The sequence below is a fragment of the Aeribacillus sp. FSL W8-0870 genome (assembly GCF_037963755.1).
GTDB lineage: Bacteria > Bacillota > Bacilli > Bacillales > Aeribacillaceae > Aeribacillus > Aeribacillus composti.
In genome coordinates, this window is the sequence record NZ_CP150165.1 from 1,827,771 (window position 1) to 1,850,057 (window position 22,287).

Below are 22,287 nucleotides of genomic sequence, written 5' to 3' on the forward strand. Positions count from 1 at the left end.
GTTTGACAAACGGTTTAATAGCAATGGGAGAACGAGCCGATTGTTAAACTAAAGTAACATTTCAACTAAAGGATGTGTCATCAATGGAACAATACTTAAATTTATGCAGACATGTGCTTGAGCACGGGGTTAAAAAACAGGATCGGACGGGGACAGGAACCATCAGCACATTTGGATATCAAATGCGTTTTGATTTGGCTAAAGGGTTTCCTCTTGTTACGACGAAAAAAATTCATCTAAAATCGGTCATTTATGAGCTGTTATGGTTTTTAAAAGGTGATACAAACGTAAAATATTTACAAGAACACGGCGTCCGAATTTGGAACGAATGGGCAGATGAGAACGGCGACTTGGGCCCCATTTACGGCTACCAATGGCGTTCGTGGACAGGTGCAGACGGAAATACCATCGATCAAATCTCAAATGTAATTGAACAAATTAAAACGAATCCACATTCACGGCGATTGATTGTAAGTGCTTGGAACGTCGCTGATTTAGATAAAATGGCTCTACCGCCGTGCCATGCGTTTTTCCAATTTTATGTTGCGGAAGGAAAGCTTTCGTGTCAGCTTTATCAACGATCCGCAGACCTTTTTTTAGGTGTGCCGTTCAATATTGCTTCCTATGCGCTTTTAACGATGATGATTGCTCAAGTTTGCGACTTGGAGCTCGGGGAGTTTATCCATACATTCGGCGATGTTCATATTTATAACAACCATATTGAGCAAGTAAAATTGCAGCTGACGAGGGAGCCGCGGCCTCTTCCGACAATGAAATTGAATAAAGAGGTAAAATCCATTTTTGATTTTACTTATGAAGATTTCACGCTGGAAGGGTATGATCCTCATCCTCACATTAAAGGTGAGGTGAGTGTATGATTTCCTTTTTGTTTGCGATGGATGAAAACCGGCTGATCGGAAAGGACAATAAGCTTCCTTGGCATCTTCCGAATGATTTAAAATATTTTAAAGAAACAACGATGAACAAAAAGATCGTCATGGGCCGTAAAACCTTTGAATCGATTGGACGGCCCCTTCCCGGAAGAGAAACGATTGTGTTAACAAAGAATGAAAAGTTTTCTTGCGAAGGCTGTCTCGTTTTTCATTCGATAAATGAATTTTTGCAATTTGCCCAAAACAATAAGGAAGAAGAAATGTTTGTAATTGGCGGAGCGAAGATTTTTGAAGCGCTGCTTCCGTTTGCCGATCGGCTCTATGTAACAGAAATTGAGGAGGAGTTTGAAGGCGACACATATTTTCCAAAAATTGATTTTTCTGAATGGAAGCTTATTTCCCAAAAAGATGGAGTAGTTGATGAAAAAAATGTTTATCCGCACCGCTTCCTTGTGTACGAGCGAAATAAATAAGAACGGTCTGAGTCAATTTGAAGTCAAGGAAGCATTGCTTCTTTCGCAGGCTTCTATAGGACATTAAAAAAGGCGCTGCAGCGTCTTTTTTAGTTGTGCCATATCTTGCAAGTAATACATATAAGAATCATATAATTTCACATGTAAAATTGGATTCAATCGGTCAAAAAAGCAGAATTCTAAATAAAAACAATAGATGTAATTTTATTTTTATTTGAATCGTGTTATAATTTAAAAATTAAGAAATTGTTTAAGGGCAGGGATGTACGATGACGAATTTGACAAAAGTTGAAGCATTCGTCCAAGTAGAAGATATATTAAAAGCGCATCAATCATTAAAGGATGTTGTGACACATACTCCATTGGAATTTAACCAAAGATTATCTGAAAAATATGGTTGCCGGGTATACTTGAAAAGGGAAGATTTGCAAGTTGTACGCTCTTTTAAAATAAGAGGAGCTTACAACAAAATGAAACATTTGACTCCTGAGGAAACGAAAAATGGAGTTGTCTGTGCAAGTGCTGGAAATCATGCGCAAGGAGTCGCATTTTCGTGCAGAGCGTTAAAAGTGCATGGAAAAATTTTTATGCCTTCCACAACTCCTAAACAAAAAATATCTCAGGTGGAATTGCACGGAAGAGAGTACATTGAAATTGTGTTGACAGGCGATACATTTGATGATGCGTATAAAAAAGCGCTTGAATGCGCCGAAAAAGAAAACCGTACGTTCATCCATCCGTTTGACGATAAAGATGTCATTGCGGGCCAAGGCACCATTGCTGTTGAAATTTTAAATGACAGCGATGAGCCAATTGATTTTTTGTTTGCTGCTATCGGCGGCGGAGGGTTAATGTCTGGCATCGGCACATACTTTCAAAGCGTATCGCCGGAAACAAAATTAATCGGCACGGAACCTTCCGGAGCACCAGCTATGGCGAAATCACTCGAAAAAGGCGAAGTAGTCGAACTGGATGAAATTGAAAAATTTGTGGATGGAGCGGCGGTCCAGCGGGTAGGAAATCAGACATTTTCCATTTGCCGGACAATTTTGGACGATCTTTTACTTGTGCCGGAAGGAAAAATTTGTACAACGATCTTGAACTTATATAATGAAAATGCAATTGTAGCAGAACCAGCAGGTGCGCTTCCAATCGCAGCGCTTGATTTTTACAAAGATCAAATAAAAGGAAAAAATGTCGTTTGCATTCTTAGCGGAGGCAATAACGATATTGAGCGCATGCAGGAAATTAAGGAGAGATCCTTAATTTATGAAGGCTTGCAGCATTATTTTATCGTTAATTTTCCGCAGCGTGCGGGTGCTTTACGTGAATTTTTAGATGAGGTATTAGGTCCGACGGATGATATCACTCGCTTTGAATATACGAAGAAAAATAATAAAGACAGCGGTCCTGCGCTTGTCGGCATCGAAGTCAAGCATCGGGAAGATTACCGCGGATTAGTCGAAAGAATGAAAAAGAAAGGTTTTCCTTTTACAGAGGTTAACAAGGACAGCAACTTATTCAATTTGTTAATTTAAAATATTTTTGTATATGACAAATTTTTGCAAAATTCGCTCCTATTTTGTTGTATAATAGAAGAAACGGGTAAAAAGAGGATTGATACTTTGCTATTTAAAAGCCTAGAGTTCAAACTTGAAAATGGACAGAAGGTGAAGATTGTTGAAATCCCAGTATTGGAGGAGGATAACTCTTACCGTTTCATGTTAAATATTCATTTGCAGCTTTTTATAGCGAACATTTGCAAAGAATCAAAGCCAAAAAGCCTTTATAATTTTCGAAGCTATTTGAAGCATGCTTTAAAGTGGAAAGATTATGAATCAATTTTTCAAGACAACCGATTAAAACATAACGCTTAAAGAAATATCCCTTGCAGATATTTGATTATCGGCAAGGGCTTTTTATTTTTTTAAGCGTTTTGGAGAAGAAGGAGAGATCTGCGAAATTGACCGTTTTTGAATTTTTAAGTTTCAAAATATGTTAGGACGGGTAAAGATTAGAGACTGTTTCTTTTCTTTTGATCAGAAACGTGATAAGGTTGAAATATTATTGTTTGATAGGAAGTGAATATATTGACACAAAAGGTAAGGATCGTTACCGATTCAACAGCAGATTTAGATAAAAATATTTTGGAGGAATACAATATTGAAGTTGTTCCGTTAACCTATACATTGAATGGTGTATCTTATACGGACGGCATTGATTTTGAACCAGCGGAATTTATTGAAAAAATGATGGAATCAGCAGAAATACCGAAAAGTTCTCAGCCTTCTCCGATCCATTTTAAGGAAGTGTATGATCGCCTTCATGCAGAAGGTTTTCAAGTGCTATCCATTCATATGTCCGGTAAACTGAGCGGAACAGTGCGCGCCGCACAGCAGGGGGCAAGCCTGACCGAGGGAGAAGTTACGGTCATAGATTCCAACTATATATCTAGCGCTTTAGGTTTTCAAGTGATTGAAGCGGCAAAAATGGCAAAAAAGGGAGCAATGTTAGACAAAATAATCTCTCATATAGAACAAGTACGAAAAAACACTTTTCTTTATGTATCAGTAGACACTCTCGAGCATTTGGAAAAAGGGGGACGGATTGGAAAGGGAAAGGCTCTATTAGGATCGTTATTGAATATTAAACCGATCGCTTCTTTACAAGACGGGATCTTTACGCCAATCACAAAAGTTAGAAGTCATTCGCAAGTTGTTAAATTTTTTATGAAGCAATTGATTCAAGATATAAAAGATCGCGATTTGCTGAGGATTGGGGTGGCGCATGCCAATGCATTAGATTTGGCGCTGCGCTTAAAAGAGGAATTGTTGAAGATCACAACCGCCGATAAAATTGATATTTGCACAACGACACCAATCATTTCCATTCATACCGGCAAAGGAGCTTTAGGAGTTTCTTACTATGTGAAGCCATAAGTAAAAGCTAGTTTTTTGAATCTTTTATGAATCATTTTGGAATTTGTTTTCACTTGAATGAAAATTTGATACACTTTCGATGAGAATAGGTGAAAGGTGAATGATCGATGAAGAAGAAAATGTTCATTTCCTGTTTTCTGTTATTGATCTTTTTAATGGCTTGCAGCGGAAATAAAATAAAAGATCCGTTGAATTATAAAGTGGAAAATTTTGAATTTACGGATCAAAACGGACAGCCCTTTGCTTTAGCAGATTTAAAAGGGAAGGTTTGGGTAGCTGATTTTGTTTTTACAAGCTGTGAAACCGTTTGTCCGCCGATGACAGCCCATATGGCTCAATTGCAGGAAAAAGCGGAAAAAGAAGGTGTTGAAGTCGAGTTTGTATCATTCAGCGTTGATCCGGAAGTAGATACACCAGAGAAACTGAAACAATTTGCAAATCAATTTTCCGATTCTCTTGACAACTGGCATTTTTTAACCGGATACAGCCAAGAGACAATTGAAAACTTTGCAAAAAACAGTTTTAAAACGATCGTTCAAAAACCGGAAAGCGATGATCAGGTCATTCATGGAACGAGCTTTTATTTAGTGGATCAAAACGGAGTTGTTTTAAAAAGCTACAACGGTGTTGAAAATACGCCGTATGACGAAATCATCAACGATATAAAAGCTGTTCAATAAAGTTTAAAGTTGGCCTAAAGCGTCTGACAGCAAGGGGAAAGGACCCTCTGTACATGATGCCTTTGGGTCAATTTTAAACTTTTTTTCGTATGATATAATAAAAAGAAAGAGATCGTCACAAGGTGATAGGAATGCTGTCGAAAAAATTTTCTCTTCTTATTATGACTTTTTTCTTATTAACCGGATGTGTCCAAAAATCCACTGCTTCTCCTTCAAATCAAGCGAAGGCGGAAGAGGAAGAGAGCAAACCGATTGAAACTGAAATCGCTGTCGCGGGGAATGAAAGTAGGTCCAGCACTTTTCAATTGCAAGGAGATATCAAAATTGTTGCACTTGGCGACTCCCTGACAAAAGGAGTGGGCGACCGAACAAAAGAAGGCTATGTTGGTCTCGTTTCAAATGAATTAGAAAAAAAGGAAGACATTTCATCTATTTCAACAGTCAATTTTGCAGCGATGGGGCATTCAACGGAAAATTTGTTAAAAAAGCTTGATGAAGATCAAGTAAAAAAGGAATTGAAAGATGCCGATCTCATTTTCATGACGATTGGTGCAAATGATTTAATGAAAGTCGTGCGGGAAAATATTTTTGAATTAACAGTTGAACTTTTTCAAGAAGAACGCCTTCTTTATGAACAACGTTTAAGAGACATTATGAACAAGATCCGGTCGACAAATGAACAGGCAGTGATTGCGTTTATTGGGCTTTATAATCCGTTTGCGTGGAAATTGGCAGAATTTCCGGAAATTGATATGATTATTTCGGAATGGAACGAGCGGACGAAACAAATTTTGCTCGGAGATGGACGTGCGGTATTCGTTTCAATTCAGGATATTTTTCAAGAAGGAGAGGACAAAAACCTCTTATATACAGATGAATTCCATCCGAACGAGAACGGATATGTATTGATTGCGGCAAGGGTTATGGAAACATTGGAAAATGGAACAAAAAAGGATTGAAGTAAATGAATAAATGGAAGCTTGCATTTTTTATCTTGTTGTTTTCCAATTTTTTGATTATTCTCATCTCCTCTGGTCTTCTGCTTATGCCTGGGGAAAAGCCGCCTCTGAAAAAGGAAGCGGAAGGTAGTAAAGATTTTGCTGTCTTTAAAGTGGAAACAGATAAACAGACAGTAACTAAGGTCATCAATGATTATTTAAAAAAGGAAGCCGTTCATCAGCCTCTCACATACTGGGTTGAAATTACGGATGATATTAAACTGTACGGCAGCCTTCTCGCTTTCGGCCGGGATTTGGACATGGTCATGTCTTTTGAACCGAGTGTACAGCAGGGAAACGTCATTTTAAAGGTGAAAAGCTTATCGGTTGGGAGACTTTCCGTTCCGGTTTCTTATGTGTTGAAATATATTGATTCCCAATACCACTTTCCAAAAGAAGTGCAGATTGATGCAAAAAATCGCCAGATTGTAGTCTTTCTTGATCAGCTGTCATTGGAAAACGGGTCTAAAATTCAAGCTGAAAAAATTGATTTGGAGGAAGGTGTAATTTCAGCAAATTTGTATGTTCCGCTCCCTCTCAAATAAATAAGCGGGTATCAAAACCCGCTTTTGTTTTGTCAAAATTGAACACGAAGACCTTTTGGATAAAAGTTTTTAATGGTTCCTTTCGTTTCTTTTCCCCAACCGATCGATTCGCCGTCTATTGTCATTAATATCCATCCCCTGTCTACACCCAATGGAGATGAAATCGTTTCTCCCGTTAAATAAGCTTGCCAATCTTTTTCGTTCGTTGAGAAGGAATAACTGTATTTCACATCATTTGGTGTGAGTGACAGGGCAAGATGATGATTCGGTTCAAATCGTTTCTTTTTGATTTCTCCAAGATGGAGACCCGCCCGCAAAACGTTCAACGAAGTAATATCTGGGCATTTTTCAGGTAATACATACAGCTGTTGTTTTTTTAAGAAAAATGCCCCGGTTATTCTTTTCTTTAAAAAAGAATGTTCGAATTGCTGAAACTCAGCTAATTGCTGTTTTTTGACATTTGATTTTAAATATGAAACGCTGCTTCTCGTATTGTTTTCGCCATTTTTGATTAATTTCGCAACGAAATGCCCTTCACCTTTGATTTTATGCGGCCAAAGGCGGATGCATTTTGAAATTTCTTCAAAATTCGTTTTTGTCCATTCCACTCTTCCTCGATCAAAACCTTCACGTTTAGGAATTTCAACAAGAGACATTTCTGGATGCATGCTTACAAATGCCTCAATAACCTGTTCATTTTCTTCAGGAGAAAACGTGCAGGTGGAATAGACGAGAGTTCCGCCGGGTTTTAACATTTGAAACGCTAAAGATAACAGCTTTTTTTGCGTGTACGAGCATTTTTCAACAAGATCCTCGCTCCAAAATTCGATGGCGTTATCATCTTTTCGAAACATTCCCTCTCCAGAGCACGGGGCATCAACTAAAATTTTGTCGAAATAATTCGGAAAGTGTTGAACCAGTTTTTCGGGCCGTTCATTTATCACAATAGCGTTTTGAATTCCGAAACGTTCAATATTTTCCGATAGTGCTTTCGCTCGTTTGAAATGAATTTCATTTGAGATAAGAATTCCTCCATTTTCCATCGCCGCGGCAATTTGCGTCGATTTTCCTCCTGGCGCAGCGCACAAATCTAATATTTTTTCTCCGGGTTTTGCCTGAAGCACTTCAGCAGGAACCATAGCACTCGGTTCTTGTATATAATAGAGCCCAGCTGCATGAAAAGGGTGTTTTCCGGGCTCGTCTTGTTTTTCATCGTAATAAAATCCGTCTTCACAAAAGGGAACTGAAGAAAGAGAAAAAGATATTTTCCGAATGAACGTTTCTTTTTCTATTTTTAGACGATTGAAGCGCAGTCCCTTGATCGGTTCATCTCGCAAAGCAGAAAAAAAATCATCTGCTTCATTTTTTAACAATTGTTTCATTTTCCGGCAAAAATCATCAGGTAATGCCATATTTCAGATCTCCTTTCCTAAAATATTATAGCGGAATATGAAACATAATGGCGAAAATTCTTTCTGGCGAATTCTTGACGGAGAGGTGAAGATAAGAGAAAATAAATTGTTAGAGATGAAACATTTTTATAGAAAAAGAAAAGCAAGGGAATTTGGTGTAGGGGTGATGTATTTGAAAAAAATATATTTAATTGCTAGCATCGTCATGTTCCTCCTTGCTGTTTATTTTGGCGGTATGGCATATAAACAATACCTTGCTGGAAACTTAGATTACAATTTAGACAAAGTTTACATAAATGTCGGTTACTGCGCCTTGTTTTTAAGCATTGCTGTATATGTACTTCATTTGCGCGAGCATAAAAGTTAAAGAAAAGCGAGATAGAAGGGGGATCCAGAAGGATGAAAAACGTCCTTTGATGGATCGCCTTCTTTCTTTCCTGTAAAAGTAAAAATTTTACATCGTAGTTGATTCTTGATACATAAAAATTTAAAGTCAAAGATATGCAGGTGAAGTTATCATGTTACGTTCAAATAAACAAAATATCTCCCTCATATTGCTGCTTTGCAATGTTTTTATCGCTTTTTTAGGAATCGGACTCGTTGTTCCGGTTTTGCCTGCTTATATGAATGAACTAAATTTATCGGGCGTTTATATGGGATATCTCATAGCAGCATTTTCAACTGCCCAGTTGTTTTCCTCGCCGGTCACGGGGATTTTTACTGACCGTTTTGGCAGAAAGATTATGATTGTCATCGGTTTAGTTTTGTTTGCTGTATCCGAATTTTTATTTGCAATAGGTTCTGCGTTCTTCTTGCTTTTGATTTCAAGAATAATTGGCGGAATCAGCGAGGCATGTATTATGCCCGCTGTTACTGCGTTTATTACAGATATCACCACTTTAGAGGACAGGCCGAAAGCGCTTGGATATTTGTCTGCCAGCATTAACGCAGGTTTTATTATCGGGCCCGGCATCGGAGGATTTGCAGCAGAATTCGGCATTCGGGTGCCGTTTTTTCTTGCGGCATTTATTGCGCTTGTCGCAGCCGTTTTTTCCATTCTCCTTTTAAAAGAACCGCTTCCAAATGATAACATTCAACAATTAGATGAAAAACAAACTCGTCTTCAATTTTTCAGCGAATTAAGCAAATCGATCAAACCTCCGTATGTTGTACCGCTATTGATCGTGTTTGTTTTAGTATTTGGTCTTTCCGCATATGAAACGATGTTCGGTTTGTTTGTCGATAAAAAATTCGGTTTTTCGCCGAAAGATATTTCCATCGTCATAACAACAGGAACGATTTTTGGACTCATCGCCCAAATCGTTTTCTTTGACAAGCTAGTGAAGTATCTTGGCGAGAAAAGGTTGATTGAAATTTGTTTATTAGGCGCTTCCGTCTTTATTTTTCTGTCAACCTTAGTTGACGGCTACTTTTTCATTATGGCTGTAACGTTTGCTGTATTTTTAGCATGCGATCTTCTTCGACCAGCTGTCACCACTCTATTATCCAATATGGCAGGAGATGAACAAGGGTTTATTGCCGGCATGAACTCTACTTATACAAGTTTAGGAAACATTGTCGGTCCTGCGATTGCAGGAATTTTGTTTGATATCGACGTCGATTTTCCATACGTTTTAGCTTCCATCGTTTTGCTTTTAGCCTTCATGATGGCAGCGTTATGGCCATTTCGTGATAACATGGAGCAAAAAAGGAAAAATTCTTAATGGAACGAATATACTAGTTTTTGCACTTCGCTATGCTTGAGTTGCAAATCAATTGTTTTGTTCTTTTTAATCGTTTTATAATGTATTGTAGGAAGAACAAGTTGATCTTTACTTTTGCGATGAGAATGAGCAGGCAGGAAAATTAGCTAAAGGGAGGGAAAAATGATGAGCAATGAAAAATATGAATTGGCTACTTTTGCGGGTGGCTGCTTCTGGTGCATGGTCCAGCCTTTTGACGAGCTTCCGGGAATTATTAAGGTTGTTTCCGGATATACGGGAGGACATAAGGAAAATCCGACATATGAAGAAGTGTGCTCGCACACGACGGGTCATGTGGAAGCCGTGCAAATTACCTTTGATCCGAACGTGTTTCCATATAAAAAGCTTCTGGATATATTTTGGCAGCAAATTGATCCGACTGATCCGGGCGGACAATTTTATGACAGGGGAGAATCTTACAAAACGGCTATTTTTTATCATTCGGAGGAACAGCGCGAGCTCGCGGAACAATCGAAAGAGCTTTTAGAAAAAAGCGGACGTTTTGAAAAACCGATTGCGACCGAAATATTGCCGGCAAAACCTTTTTACCCAGCCGAAGACTATCATCAAGATTACTACAAAAAAAATCCTTTTCACTACAAACGGTATCGTCAAGCGTCTGGACGGGATGAATTTATACGCAAGCATTGGAGCGACTGGGATAAAGAAGAGCTGAAGAAACGATTGACTCCGATGCAATATGAGGTGACGCAAAACAACGGGACGGAGCCTCCATTTCAAAATGAATATTGGGATCATAAAGAAGAAGGGATTTATGTCGACATCGTCTCGGGAAAACCGCTTTTCAGCTCGCTCGATAAATTTGATTCAGGCTGCGGATGGCCAAGTTTTACAAAACCGCTTCATCAGCATGAGATCGTCGAAAAATTAGATACATCTTACGGCATGATCCGAACAGAGGTTAGAAGCAAAACGGCGGATTCGCACCTTGGACATGTTTTCCCTGACGGTCCAGAACCGACAGGCCTTCGCTACTGCATTAACTCGGCTGCGCTTCGCTTTATCCCGAAAGATCAGCTCGAACAAGAAGGCTATGGTGAATATAAAAAACTGTTTGAAGACGATCAAACAGAGTAAAGATTATATGTAAACGAATGGGCACAAAAACATGTGCCCTTTTTTTATTAAATGTTCAAATTTATGTAAAATTCCGTTAAAACCTATATACATCGTAAAACAAAATTAGTATCATATATTAGGTTGAATTTTTATGGATGAAGGAGGGTGAAAATCGTTTATGAATAGCGGTTCTTTTTTAGATCCGGACGGACCCGAGATAGGTAAGGCAGTATGTATGCGGAAAGAGGCGCTGTTCGTAAGCGATGACACTCTTGCGCGTGCAGACTGCCTCTAGCAAAGGAGGTTAAAGCATGCTGAACATTTATATGTCAAGCGCGAACGGCCAATTGAAGGAAATTGAAGATATTCAAAACGGTTGTTGGATCAACATGGTGGCACCGACTGAGGAAGAAGTTCATTTCGTGTCAGAACGGCTGCAAATTCCAATAGACTTTTTTAAAGATGCACTGGATGATGAGGAAAGATCCCGGATTGAAAAAGAGGACCACAATGTGTTGATTATTGTTGACATTCCGGTTATCACGGTAGATGACATCGGGCAAACGTTTTATGAAACGATCCCGATCGGAATGATCATTACTGACAGTTGTTTTATTACAGTATGTTTGCAAGGAAACCCAATCTTTGAACAGTTTGCCAGAAACAAAGTTAAAGGTTTTTATACGTTTATGAAAACGCGTTTTGCTTTTCAAATTTTATATTTAACTTCAACATATTATTTGCGATATCTGAAACAAATTAATCGCAAAACGAGCGAAGTAGAAAAAGAGCTTCATCAATCGATGAAAAATAAAGAATTTTTTTCATTGCTCAGTCTGGAAAAAAGCTTAGTTTATTTTACGACATCGCTGAAATCTAATAATATTGTCATGGAAAGGCTGCTGCGATTAAATTACTTGAAAATGTATGAGGAAGATCAAGATCTTTTGCAAGATGTCATTATCGAAAACAAACAAGCAATTGAAATGACAGAGGTATATTTAAGTATTTTAAGCGGAATGATGGACGCATTTGCATCAGTCATTTCCAACAATGTCAATATTGTCATGAAATTTTTGACGGCAATTACGATCGTCATCTCTATTCCGACATTAGTAGCGAGCTTGTATGGAATGAATGTGCCGATACCGTTTCAAAATCATCATTTTGCGTTTTTTATTCCCATTTCCATTTCATTGCTCATGTCAAGCTTAACAGCTTATATTTTTTGGAAAAAAAGATATTTTTAAACTTGTACAACCATAACTGGTCAGATGACTCTGAACTAATAGTAGCAGCTTATGTCGGAAAAAGACGAATTTGCCCACTCCTTTTCTTTCGTTGACCGCTGCCATGTCTATAGTAATCTCAAATAATCTAAAATTTGTAAAATTGATTTTTTAAGACAATCACAATGCGGTCGCAGATGAAGTTCCTCCTCATGTTTCTTATAGGACGATATCATCTGCCCGCTTGCACAACTGGTGTTTCCAATTTCCAACTGCAGGGCGTTTGTTCCAAAGAATTTGGAAAAATAGGCATGTGCACATACCTGAAAGTCCAAAAAAACATAATGTAAACTGAAACCTAGATTAAAAAATGAGGAGTGGGGCAAATGCATTTTCACCATCACGATTTTCACCATTGTGGACATGGATACGGTTATCCGGTACATGGTGCCGGATATGGCTGCGGATCTTCATTCGTTTTGATCGTAGTATTATTTATACTTTTGATCATTGTCGGCTGCGCTTATGTAAAATAAAAAAATCCTGCCTGTTCGGGCAGGATTTTTATCTGCATTTTATGTAAACTTAATTCAAAAAATAGTTGACATATATCCTTTCTTTTTTTACCATTTAAGTATTACAGAAAAGGGGGATTACGAAATGAGAATCGATTGGGTTGAATTAGCCGAAAACGTACTATTTGGACATAAAATAACTTATGAGGAAGCTGCTGCAATTTTGGACTGTCCTGATGAAGAATTGCTGCTTCTTCTGCATGGTGCTTACAAGATTCGAAAAGCATTTTACGGGAATAAAGTGAAGTTAAATATGATCATGAATGTAAAATCAGGATATTGTCCTGAAAACTGTTCCTACTGTTCCCAATCTTCCGTATCAACGGCTCCAATCAACAAATACCCGCTGCTTTCAAAAGAAGCCATTTTAGAGGGGGCCAAACGGGCACAAGAGTTGAAAGCTGGAACTTTCTGCATCGTTGCAAGCGGAAGAGGGCCTACAAACCATGAGGTAGAAAAAATATGCGAATCTGTACGCGAAATAAAAGATACATACAACTTGACGGTTTGCGCATGTTTAGGAATTTTAAAAGACGAACAGGCGGAACGATTGAAGGAAGCTGGTGTCAATCGATACAATCATAACTTGAACACATCAGAAAGATATCATGAACATATAGTCACTAGTCATACATATGAAGATCGCGTAAACACAGTTGACAAAGTCAAACGTGCAGGGATTTCTCCTTGCTCCGGTGTGATTATCGGGATGGGTGAATCGAAACAAGATGTTATTGAAATGGCTGCTGCTTTAAAGAAGATCGACGCAGATTCTATTCCGGTTAATTTTCTTCATCCTATTGAAGGAACTCCGTTGCAAGGAGAAAATAATCTTAATCCTCGATATTGTTTAAAGGTGCTTGCCTTATTCCGCTACATGCTGCCGACAAAAGAAATACGCATTTCCGGAGGAAGGGAAGTAAACTTGCGCTCGCTACAGCCTTTTGGGTTATATGCGGCTAATTCTATTTTTATCGGAGACTATTTAACAACTGAAGGACAGGAAATGTCAAAAGATCACGAAATGTTAAAAGATTTAGGCTTTGAGATTGACTTAAATCCGCTTCCAGAAACCGTTCAATAAGGAAACGGTGTCTTGGCATAATGGATCGTTGTTTTTTATTCAGTGGAGAATAAATATGGTCCATTCTATAAAACAATAAAAAATCTTTTTCCAGCTGCAGCTGAAGAAAGAGCATTTTTTCTCTTTAAAACCGCTCCATAAAAAGGCGGTTTTTTTATTTTCGAAAATTTATCAAAACGTTATAATGAAACAAGCAAATTTTTTAGGAAGGTGGAAATATGAGTTCTTTTTATCATTATTTGATGACGTTCAGACATCCTAAACCGAAGGACAAAATCAGCAAGTTTGCAAACGATGCTTATCTTGACCACAGCTTTCCGAAAAATTCAACTGATTATGATGAACTCAGCACTTACTTGGAATTAAATGGATCATATTTGGAAAACATGTCTGTTTTTGATGAAGCTTGGGAAAAATATGTTCAATTGATTGAACAAAAACATTGACTGAGCCTTCAAGATAGTCCGCCCAACTCAAACAAGTTGATGATGCATATAATGTGATAATCGAAAGAGTGATGGCATTAAAGGGGGTGCCTTCATACTGAAAAGAAAAAAACCGAAGTTCAATATTGGCGATCAAGTCGTTATTACTTTGTACGGTACTTTGGGGACGATTACAAACATCCATACGATGGACGAAGAGTTTTTATATGAAATCAATTACAGTGAAATTTTATATTTTGAACATTCATTACAGTTTTTATCAGAATATGATGGGACTGTGTTTGAGTCAGAAACGGTTGAAGTGGAACTGATGTTTGGAATTGGCGACCTTGTTTATGTGAAAGGCTATGGTGATGAAATTTTCAAAATTGTCGGGTACCGGACGGAATTGTGGAGATATAAAGACGATGCGTGGGAGGAAGTGATTTATGAATTAGTGCGGGTGCGCGACGGGGAATGGATGGAATCATCTGCGGATGAATTAAAGCTGGCCGTTTCGAAAAAAGAAGCAGATCAACATTTGCAAAATATTCATATTATCCAACATATTGCTGGGATGGGCGCACAGAAAAATGCTTCTGCTCCGATGAACAGCCAAAAAAACGAAAAGAAAACAAAGCCTATGCAGCAGGAAATCATTGATTCCCTCCTTGATCTGTATAATGATTACAAAGGTCTTTACGATTTATTTGGGGATAAAAAATATAAGGAAATGATGGACGTTGTCATTCAATATTTGAAAAAAATGAGCCGCTTACCATGATCTTTTTTTGAAAAATTTTCTAATGAAAAAACTGCAATGGATGACAAGTAATAGAAATAGAGGAATGGAAGATTACCAGGTCTTCCCATCTTTTTATTCAAAAAATTTTTTAAACTGAAACCAATACAGATTTTTTTCGTAAAAACAAGTAATACAAGAAGGAGGGAAAAGGTGTATGTTGAAAAAATTCATCAAATCGTTTTTAGGCCATCGCCCTTACCATTATTCCAGCAGCAGCCACTACCACAAAAAGCATTATCCTAAGTCAAAATACAAACATGATCCAACTTCTTACGGCCATCATTATTATAAGAGCATTTTGCATATTTTTTGACCCAAGAGCCATAAGGATTTCAAAGACATAAAAAAGGACTTCACCCCTAAAATGTAGAATTTTTGAAGTGACGAAACCACAAAAATTCAAAAGGAGGAAGTCACTTTGTATATTCTACAAGAAAGCCTATTTTCCTTTGAAGAACTGCAAAAATTAGAGTCAAAAGAGAAATTACCTATCTTTTTTAGCTCGCTTGATTTACGCCCTTATGCTAAACAGTTGAGAAGTTCTTCACCCCGAGGGGCTGACGGTCATTCCAGAGAAGGGATTCTAAGGGCTCTCATCGCTGCCCCACTCGAAGGCATCGACACCTTTACCGCCCTTCATCATCGATTGGATAAAGACCTTCGTTTCCGTTATCAATGCGGTTTATCGATTGATCGCCCCGCACCGTCTATCTCCACTCTCAGCCGGGTTTTTGCGGCACTTACCAAAAAAAAGCTGGCTGAAAAGATCTTCCTTGACTTGGTACAGTTAGCTCAGGAGGAAGGAATAATTGACGGCAGCCACCAGGCCATCGACAGTGCCGCCATTGATGCCTATGAAAAGAAACAGCCCAAAAAGCGTAGTGAACAAACGGGTAATGCCAATTGGGGCGCAAAATATGATTCCTTCGGCAATAAAATTACCTGGTTTGGCTATAAGATGCATCTTTCAGTCGATACCGCAAGCGAACTGCCAATAGCCATAAAAGTAACCCCTGCCCATGTGAACGATGGAGAAGTCGCACCAGAATTAATAGAGCAAGTGGCAGAGCGTACCAAATCCAAAATTGAATTTCTGATCATGGATGGCGGATATGACCAACTAAAAAACTATGAATCAGCCAAAAACATTGGAGCGCAAGCCATTATCCCGCTCAATTTGCGCAACGAAAAAGAGCCTCCTGAAGGGATTTCTTCCAATGGAACTCCGCGTTGTTCCATGGGTTATGAAATGACTTATTGGGGAGCTGATAAGGACCAGCTCAAGTTCAGATGTCCTCACGCAACCGGCAAAGTGGATTGCCCATTAGGAATGGCAGCCTGTTCATCTTCCAACTATGGAATGGTGGTAAAAGTCGACATCAAAAAGGATGTGCGCCGATATTCCAATCCGCACCGTGATACAAAACGTTGGAAAGAGCTTTACAACGAGAGGACAAGTGTAGAACGCTGTAATTCAAGAATGAAAAGCTACCTTACGGCGAACTCCCTACATGTATGGGGAATTGAAAAAGTAAAGACCCATATTTACCTGAACGCTATTGTATTACTTGTTTCAGCGCTAGCGATGGCAAAGGAAAATAAAGGGAAGAAAGCCGCTTAAAAAAATTCAATGTGAAAAATTCTGTAGGTATGCCCGAAAACAAGATTATTGTAATATTTTGTAAAATAACATGCTGGTAGCTATTTGTCGAGTGCTTTATTTTTTATACTTTTATCCAAAAAATCTAATTTTGCAAAATGCTCACAAAAGAAAACATCGCTCTGGGTTTGGATTCTTTTCCGGTTCGTATAGCAGCTGATGATGGAAGTATGGAAAAAGTTTTGGAAGCCGTTTCCGCTTTGGGGTGAGCGGCTACATAAACCAGGATCTGTTATCGAACGATACGTAGTCCAAAAATTTTTAGGAGTAGGGAGCTACGGAATCACGTATCTTGCAGAAGATTTGTCCACACATCAAAAAGTCGTTTTGAAGCAGCTCCGAAAGCGAAGAAAAACAACGGGTGAACGGCCTTTTCAAAAAGAAAGGGAAATATTGCAAAAATTAAGTCATCCTGCCGTTCCAGCTTTATACGCTGAAATCAATGATGGTAGCCATCAATATCTTGTCATGGAATACAAAGAAGGGCTAACATTTGAGCAATTAATCTTTCAATTTGGAAAAAAATATTCCGAAAAAGATGCTTTTCATTATTTAACAAAAATTCTCGAAGTTGTCCAGTATATACATGATCAAAACGTTGTCCACCGTGATTTAAGAATACCGAACATTCTTCTTTACAACGACAGTATTTCCATCATTGATTTTGGCTTGTCCCGTTTGATTACAGATGAAGAAGAGGAGAGTTTTCATAAATGGGAGCCGGAAAAGCAAAGGATGCGTAAAATTAGCTTTCAGACGGATTTTTATGCGCTGGGGCATTTCGTATTGTTTTTGCTTTATTCATCATTTGATCAAAAGGGAAAAAAAGAAAAAAGTTGGGAAGAGGAGCTAGATATTTCCGTAGAATCAAAGAATATTATAAAAAAGCTGTTTGGAATGGATGGTTCATATAGATCAGCAGAGGAGATTCTAGAGGATATTCAGAAAAATTCCGAAATAGGGGGAGAATAAATGTCTCTATTTAATAAAATTTTCGCGGGCATTGGGATTGGAGCGGCAAAAGTAGATACGAAGCTTACCTCCTCAACGTTCTATCCTGGCGAAGAGGTGAAAGGCATTGTTGTCATTAATGGAGGAAACGTTGAACAAAAAATTGACGAAATTTACTTGTCCGTTCTTACGCATTATATAAAAGAAGTAGATGATCGTAGAGAGAAGAGGCAAGCAGAAATCGCTAAAATACAAATCAATAAACCTTTCGTCATACTGCCGAATGAAACGAAAGAAATTCCGTTTTCATTTCAGCTTCCGCTTGATACTCCAATTACTATCGGAGCATCCAAAGTATGGATTCATACCGGATTGGATATTAAAGGAGCGATCGATCCGAAAGATACGGACTATATCGACGTTGTTCCCGGCGGCTTAATGAAGGAAGTATTAAACAGTATAAACCGAATCGGATTTAAGCTCCTTCAAGTTGAAAATGAAGCAGCGCCATATCGTTTAAGAAAAAGGCTACCGTTCATTCAAGAGTTTGAATTTTATCCGACTTCCGGTCCTTTTAGAGGCCGTTTAAAGGAGCTTGAAATTGTTTTCTATTCGATAGGCGAACACGATATTGAAATGATTATGGAAATTGATCGAAGAGCAAGAGGACTTTCCGGGTTTCTCGCCGAAGCGCTAGATTTGGATGAAAGCTACGTTCGAGTTCGTGTAAGCAGGCAGGACGTGCCGAATCTTGATAGCAAGCTTATCAATATCATTCGCCAATATAGCTGATAAACAAGGAGAGCCTAGTTTTTTTGTATGAAAATTTTTCAATCATGTCCAATTTAAAAGGCTGTTGTCATAAAATCCGACGGGGAATAGAATCAGTCGGTTATGGCGTAAGTAGGTGTATAACAAAGCTCTCATATTAGCGACAACGGAGAAGACTATTCCGTTTAGAAAAGCTGTCAAAGTAGCTGTGCAGTCAAATTACGCGGCATTTTTAACTAGCTAAATTTATTGTGGCCGCGATAAAATCGGACCAACCCAAAATGGGAGGAAGAGGGCGCATTAAGGCTGCGAAAATGGAAGGGGTGTTGGGCAGCACATATCGTCACCCCTCTGCTTTTGCTGCTCAGAAATAGAAGCCAGCTATCAAAAATTTATGGCGATGAAGGACTTAAAAATCAAAGCTCTCTATGTATATAAAGACGGAAGGAAATGTATCCAGTTCACACACTCTCTTGAAAAGATGAATGAACGGATTTATCAATGCGCGGCAACAGTAAACTTCTTAACTTGAATAAGAAAATACCAGCAGCACGCAAAGGAAATTCTCCTCCACCTTATTAAAAGGCGGCCATCACTACTATTTAACATCAAAAAGAAGCATCATTCTTTTATTGCTTTGCTCGGTTAATTTTACTATTGTTCATGAACCCATAAATAGTTAAGAAAACAAAAAATATACATAAGACTGTAAAAGTGATGCTATAACCTATATTATGTTCGCTGTAATTGTCATAAGCAAACATCCTCAACACGATCGAATTGATCAACAAATTTAATAGTATGAATGGATGTATTTTTTATCCACTGTTTTCCACCACCTCCCCAACTATCATTCTATCATAGGTTTCAGCAAAAATTGTTTCGAATATCAGCGATAAAAAGAATAAGACGTTTTAAACGATTTGCGTTTTTCCTATTTTTTACTATACTAAGAAATACAACGAAACGAAGGGAGGAAAAAGCGATTACCTTTCCCACTTTCGCTAAAAAGTGGCATATCTTCGCTGTCTTAGATGAATAAAACATATATATTTTTCATCCTGCTTTTTTATTTGATAACGAGTTCCTTTGCGATTAAAAATGAGACAGTTCGCCATGTTGACGATACAATTGTTCAATCAATCGAAGGGGTTCGAAATGATCCATTCACTTCCGTTATGTTCTTTTTTACAGAAATTGGTTCATATCATATTCTTCTCCCTGTCACTATTTTCATAAGTATTTATTATATATTTCGAAAAAAATGGATCACGTTCATTATTCTTTACATAAATTTATACGGAGTTCGTTGGATGAATGAAATGATAAAAGAAATGGTGAAAAGAGAGCGCCCTGATTTTGATCGACTGACCGATATTTCCGGCTACAGTTTTCCAAGCGGTCATACGATGAATTCAACAGCTGTCTACGGTTTGATCGCTTATTTAATCAGCACCCGCATAAAAAAAGGAAAGCGGGTCGTTTTTGCTGTTTCCAGTATTTTATGTCTGTTGATTGGATTAAGCAGAATTTATTTGGGAGTTCACTATTTAACAGATGTTTTGGCGGGATTTGCGGTTGGATTGTGCTGGCTTATGTTTATCTTGACAATATCAGAAAAGGTTCGACAAAAGTAGTTGACATTCGCAGCAGGAATTCCCTCCATTGACAGCAAATAAGTTTGGAAAATTGTATTTGGAGGGGACAAGGTTGGCACTGAATCTTCTTAAATTGTCTAATCCATCGACCGATTATGATGTGACGATCTTTCAAACACCAAACATCGGGGAGAAAAAAGGGTATCGACCCGTATACCGCTTAACTGTCCGTGCAAAAAATCATCAGGAAGTGCTCAAAAAAATTTTTCGGAAATTTAATATTTCGGAAGCGATCCCTCCGGATTATAACGGACGTTATATTTGGACAGGAGACATTGTTTTTATTGATGAAGGAAAAAATGGAACAAAGTATTATAAATTAGTGACCGGTGGGTGGGAAAAAATTCACCGCATTCACGTCCGGTGATTGGAGGATGCAAAATATGCTGCACGGATTCTCATGAAAAATCTGCTATGTTATGATAATATTACTTCAATTATTTTTAAATGAAGGGGCTTGATAACATGAGCATTCATATTGGTGCGAAAAAAGACGAGATTGCTGACAAAATATTGCTTCCCGGTGATCCCCTTCGGGCCAAATATATTGCGGAAACTTTTTTAGAAAATGCTGTATGCTACAACAAAGTTCGAGGAATGTACGGTTTTACCGGAACTTACAAAGGAAAGCGCATCTCTGTCCAAGGAACAGGAATGGGGGTTCCATCGATTTCGATTTACATTCATGAACTCATGCAAGAGTACGATGTGCAAACGCTTATTCGCGTTGGCTCCTGCGGTTCCATTCAAAAAGACGTCCACATCAGAGACTGCATTTTAGCTATGAGCGCATCAACGAATTCCCAAATGAACCGCATAACGTTTGGCTCTGTTGATTATGCGCCTACCGCTAATTTTGATTTGTTGAAAAAAGCTTATGATGCTGCAGTATCAAAAGGAATCGACGTCAAAGTCGGAAGCGTGTTCACGACGGATTTATTCTATAATGATCAAGCGGAGCACGAAAAATGGGCTGAATACGGAATTTTGGCACTTGAAATGGAAACGGCTGCTCTTTATACACTTGCTGCGAAATTCGGCAGAAGAGCATTATCTGTTTTAACGGTCAGCGACCATGTCCTGACTGGGGAAGAAACATCTGCTGCCGAAAGGGAATCGACCTTTAACGAAATGGTTGAAATCGCTCTTGAAGCTGCTATACAGGAATAAAACGGCATGTGCGGCGTCATGCCGCTTTTTATTTTTTAAAACATGTTCACAAAAATTGAAGGAAACGGCTTAGCTCCATTTATTACATCCACTCTCTTGTTTTAGTTTTTGAAAGATCGTCATCTGCTCCTTTCTTTTATTGAACGTTATGATAAGTTATAATGTAAGAACCGTTTTTCTTCTGTTTGGACAAGTGTTAAAATAGGAGTGAGAGATTATACAAGGTGGGAATTTTTATGCATAAAATCATCGCAGTCACGATTCTTGCAGCTTTGATGCTTGCCGGATGCTCAATGCCATTTGATAAGCTTCCCTTTTTTCATGGAAGCGACTATGTTGAAGAGAATGAACCGCAAGCAAAAACAGTAGAAAACAAAGAACTAGTCCAAACAACGGAAAAAACCGTCCAAACAGAACAAATTGATCCGGAATTTTTGCTTGAGGAGCAATATTTTAATGTCGTACAAACGGTTAACGGTCAACCCGTTATTCAAAATCCTGACAATATTTTAGTTCTTGTCAATAAAGATTTTTTCCTTCCTGTCGACTATAAACCAAATGATTTGACAGTGCCAAACATACAGTTTTCATTCGGGGACGCGGATGTTCCGAAGCGTTATTTGCGCAAGGAAGCAGCTGCGGCACTTGAACAGCTTTTTCTAGCTGCGAAAAAAGACGGCGTGATTCTTTTCGGAGCCTCAGGCTTTCGTTCGTACGATCGGCAGGTTGAGCTGTTTGAAGCAGAAAAAAAACAAAAAGGGGAGCAAAAAGCAGTTCAAGCAGTAGCAAAACCTGGTCAAAGTGAGCATCAGACAGGGTTATCTATTGATGTGACGAGTGAAAGTGTAGATTTTCAAATTACTGAAAAATTTGGGGAAACGAAGGAAGGAAAATGGCTTCAACAAAACGCCCATAAATTTGGCTATATTATCCGCTATCCGAAAGGGAAAGAAGCGATCACTAAATATAAGTATGAGCCTTGGCATATTCGCTACGTCGGAAAGAAAGCTGCAAAAGTCATATATGAAAATAATTTAACACTTGAAGAATATTTCCAAAAAGTAAAGAAAATTTAACCGAAGCTCTCCCGCTGAAGCGGGATTGATTTTTTCATAAACAAGAGATGAAGGATGAAAGAGCGTTGATTTAACGTTTTGACTTGCCATTTCTTTGCCG

Annotated in this window: 25 protein-coding genes; 24 read left to right on the forward strand and 1 reads right to left on the reverse strand. The window is 38.4% G+C overall.

The window, feature by feature from the left end; genetic code table 11:
* Positions 1-83: 83 nt before the first annotated feature.
* The 8 genes from NSU02_RS08870 (at position 84) to NSU02_RS08905 (ending at position 6,528) form a co-directional block, all read left to right on the forward strand.
* Complete coding sequence (locus NSU02_RS08870) at positions 84-878, forward strand: thymidylate synthase (protein ID WP_066250264.1); 795 nt, start codon at positions 84-86, stop codon at positions 876-878.
* Complete coding sequence (locus tag NSU02_RS08875) at positions 875-1,366, forward strand: dihydrofolate reductase (RefSeq protein ID WP_094245658.1); 492 nt, start codon at positions 875-877, stop codon at positions 1,364-1,366. The genes NSU02_RS08870 and NSU02_RS08875 overlap by 4 nt, the downstream gene beginning before the upstream one ends.
* 269 nt (positions 1,367-1,635) lie before the next feature.
* Complete coding sequence (ilvA, locus tag NSU02_RS08880) at positions 1,636-2,904, forward strand: threonine ammonia-lyase IlvA (protein WP_063389677.1); 1,269 nt, start codon at positions 1,636-1,638, stop codon at positions 2,902-2,904.
* A gap of 87 nt (positions 2,905-2,991) precedes the next feature.
* Positions 2,992-3,243, forward strand: coding sequence for a DUF2535 family protein (locus tag NSU02_RS08885; protein WP_063389678.1), 252 nt, complete (start codon positions 2,992-2,994; stop codon positions 3,241-3,243).
* A 213-nt stretch (positions 3,244-3,456) separates the two neighbouring features.
* On the forward strand, positions 3,457-4,305 hold the full coding sequence (locus NSU02_RS08890; RefSeq protein WP_063389679.1) for a DegV family protein: 849 nt from the start codon (positions 3,457-3,459) through the stop codon (positions 4,303-4,305).
* A gap of 107 nt (positions 4,306-4,412) precedes the next feature.
* Positions 4,413-4,985 (forward strand): SCO family protein, encoded by a 573-nt coding sequence (locus NSU02_RS08895; RefSeq protein ID WP_327847901.1) that lies wholly within the window; start codon positions 4,413-4,415, stop codon positions 4,983-4,985.
* Positions 4,986-5,116: 131 nt separating this feature from the next.
* Entirely contained in the window at positions 5,117-5,944 is an 828-nt protein-coding gene (locus NSU02_RS08900) for an SGNH/GDSL hydrolase family protein (protein ID WP_327847902.1), read from the forward strand.
* 5 nt (positions 5,945-5,949) lie between these two features.
* Complete coding sequence (locus NSU02_RS08905) at positions 5,950-6,528, forward strand: YpmS family protein (protein ID WP_327855922.1); 579 nt, start codon at positions 5,950-5,952, stop codon at positions 6,526-6,528.
* 32 nt (positions 6,529-6,560) lie between these two features.
* On the opposite strand, the gene NSU02_RS08910 is transcribed toward NSU02_RS08905, so the two are convergent.
* Complete coding sequence (locus NSU02_RS08910) at positions 6,561-7,940, reverse strand: RsmF rRNA methyltransferase first C-terminal domain-containing protein (protein WP_339195422.1); 1,380 nt, start codon at positions 7,938-7,940, stop codon at positions 6,561-6,563.
* Positions 7,941-8,112: 172 nt separating this feature from the next.
* Here NSU02_RS08910 and ypmT point away from each other — a divergent pair, with 172 nt between their 5' ends.
* The 16 genes from ypmT (at position 8,113) to NSU02_RS08990 (ending at position 22,187) form a co-directional block, all read left to right on the forward strand.
* Positions 8,113-8,307: a protein YpmT gene (ypmT, locus tag NSU02_RS08915; RefSeq protein ID WP_063389739.1), complete on the forward strand. Its 195-nt coding sequence runs from the start codon at positions 8,113-8,115 to the stop codon at positions 8,305-8,307.
* Between the two features lie 151 nt (positions 8,308-8,458).
* Positions 8,459-9,664, forward strand: a complete 1,206-nt coding sequence (locus tag NSU02_RS08920; RefSeq protein ID WP_339195425.1) for an MFS transporter — start codon at positions 8,459-8,461, stop codon at positions 9,662-9,664.
* Between the two features lie 165 nt (positions 9,665-9,829).
* Positions 9,830-10,801 carry a peptide-methionine (R)-S-oxide reductase MsrB gene (gene msrB / locus NSU02_RS08925; protein ID WP_063389685.1) on the forward strand — a complete coding sequence of 324 codons (972 nt, stop codon included), beginning with the start codon at positions 9,830-9,832 and terminating at the stop codon, positions 10,799-10,801.
* Positions 10,802-11,094: 293 nt separating this feature from the next.
* Entirely contained in the window at positions 11,095-12,033 is a 939-nt protein-coding gene (locus NSU02_RS08930) for a magnesium transporter CorA family protein (protein ID WP_063389686.1), read from the forward strand.
* 365 nt (positions 12,034-12,398) lie between these two features.
* Positions 12,399-12,548, forward strand: a complete 150-nt coding sequence (locus NSU02_RS08935; RefSeq protein WP_082829556.1) for a YjcZ family sporulation protein — start codon at positions 12,399-12,401, stop codon at positions 12,546-12,548.
* A gap of 124 nt (positions 12,549-12,672) precedes the next feature.
* Entirely contained in the window at positions 12,673-13,671 is a 999-nt protein-coding gene (bioB, locus tag NSU02_RS08940) for a biotin synthase BioB (RefSeq protein WP_117016921.1), read from the forward strand.
* 218 nt (positions 13,672-13,889) lie between these two features.
* A complete protein-coding gene (locus NSU02_RS08945; RefSeq protein WP_066250287.1) occupies positions 13,890-14,117 on the forward strand; it encodes a YozE family protein in 228 nt (75 codons plus the stop codon).
* A gap of 148 nt (positions 14,118-14,265) precedes the next feature.
* Positions 14,266-14,880: a hypothetical protein gene (locus tag NSU02_RS08950; protein WP_235600520.1), complete on the forward strand. Its 615-nt coding sequence runs from the start codon at positions 14,266-14,268 to the stop codon at positions 14,878-14,880.
* A gap of 175 nt (positions 14,881-15,055) precedes the next feature.
* On the forward strand, positions 15,056-15,214 hold the full coding sequence (locus NSU02_RS08955) for a hypothetical protein (RefSeq protein WP_339195429.1): 159 nt from the start codon (positions 15,056-15,058) through the stop codon (positions 15,212-15,214).
* Between the two features lie 105 nt (positions 15,215-15,319).
* Positions 15,320-16,522 (forward strand): transposase, encoded by a 1,203-nt coding sequence (locus NSU02_RS08960; protein WP_339192838.1) that lies wholly within the window; start codon positions 15,320-15,322, stop codon positions 16,520-16,522.
* Positions 16,523-16,720: 198 nt separating this feature from the next.
* Positions 16,721-17,533 carry a protein kinase gene (locus NSU02_RS08965; protein ID WP_082829558.1) on the forward strand — a complete coding sequence of 271 codons (813 nt, stop codon included), beginning with the start codon at positions 16,721-16,723 and terminating at the stop codon, positions 17,531-17,533.
* Positions 17,534-18,304 (forward strand): sporulation protein, encoded by a 771-nt coding sequence (locus NSU02_RS08970; RefSeq protein ID WP_063389692.1) that lies wholly within the window; start codon positions 17,534-17,536, stop codon positions 18,302-18,304.
* Between the two features lie 1,292 nt (positions 18,305-19,596).
* Positions 19,597-19,920, forward strand: coding sequence for a phosphatase PAP2 family protein (locus tag NSU02_RS08975; protein WP_158640156.1), 324 nt, complete (start codon positions 19,597-19,599; stop codon positions 19,918-19,920).
* Positions 19,921-19,993: 73 nt separating this feature from the next.
* Positions 19,994-20,308, forward strand: coding sequence for a YodL domain-containing protein (locus NSU02_RS08980; protein WP_066250298.1), 315 nt, complete (start codon positions 19,994-19,996; stop codon positions 20,306-20,308).
* 98 nt (positions 20,309-20,406) lie between these two features.
* Positions 20,407-21,111 carry a purine-nucleoside phosphorylase gene (deoD, locus tag NSU02_RS08985; RefSeq protein WP_066250301.1) on the forward strand — a complete coding sequence of 235 codons (705 nt, stop codon included), beginning with the start codon at positions 20,407-20,409 and terminating at the stop codon, positions 21,109-21,111.
* A gap of 236 nt (positions 21,112-21,347) precedes the next feature.
* Positions 21,348-22,187, forward strand: coding sequence for a M15 family metallopeptidase (locus NSU02_RS08990; protein WP_063389695.1), 840 nt, complete (start codon positions 21,348-21,350; stop codon positions 22,185-22,187).
* The last annotated feature ends 100 nt before the right edge of the window (positions 22,188-22,287 follow it).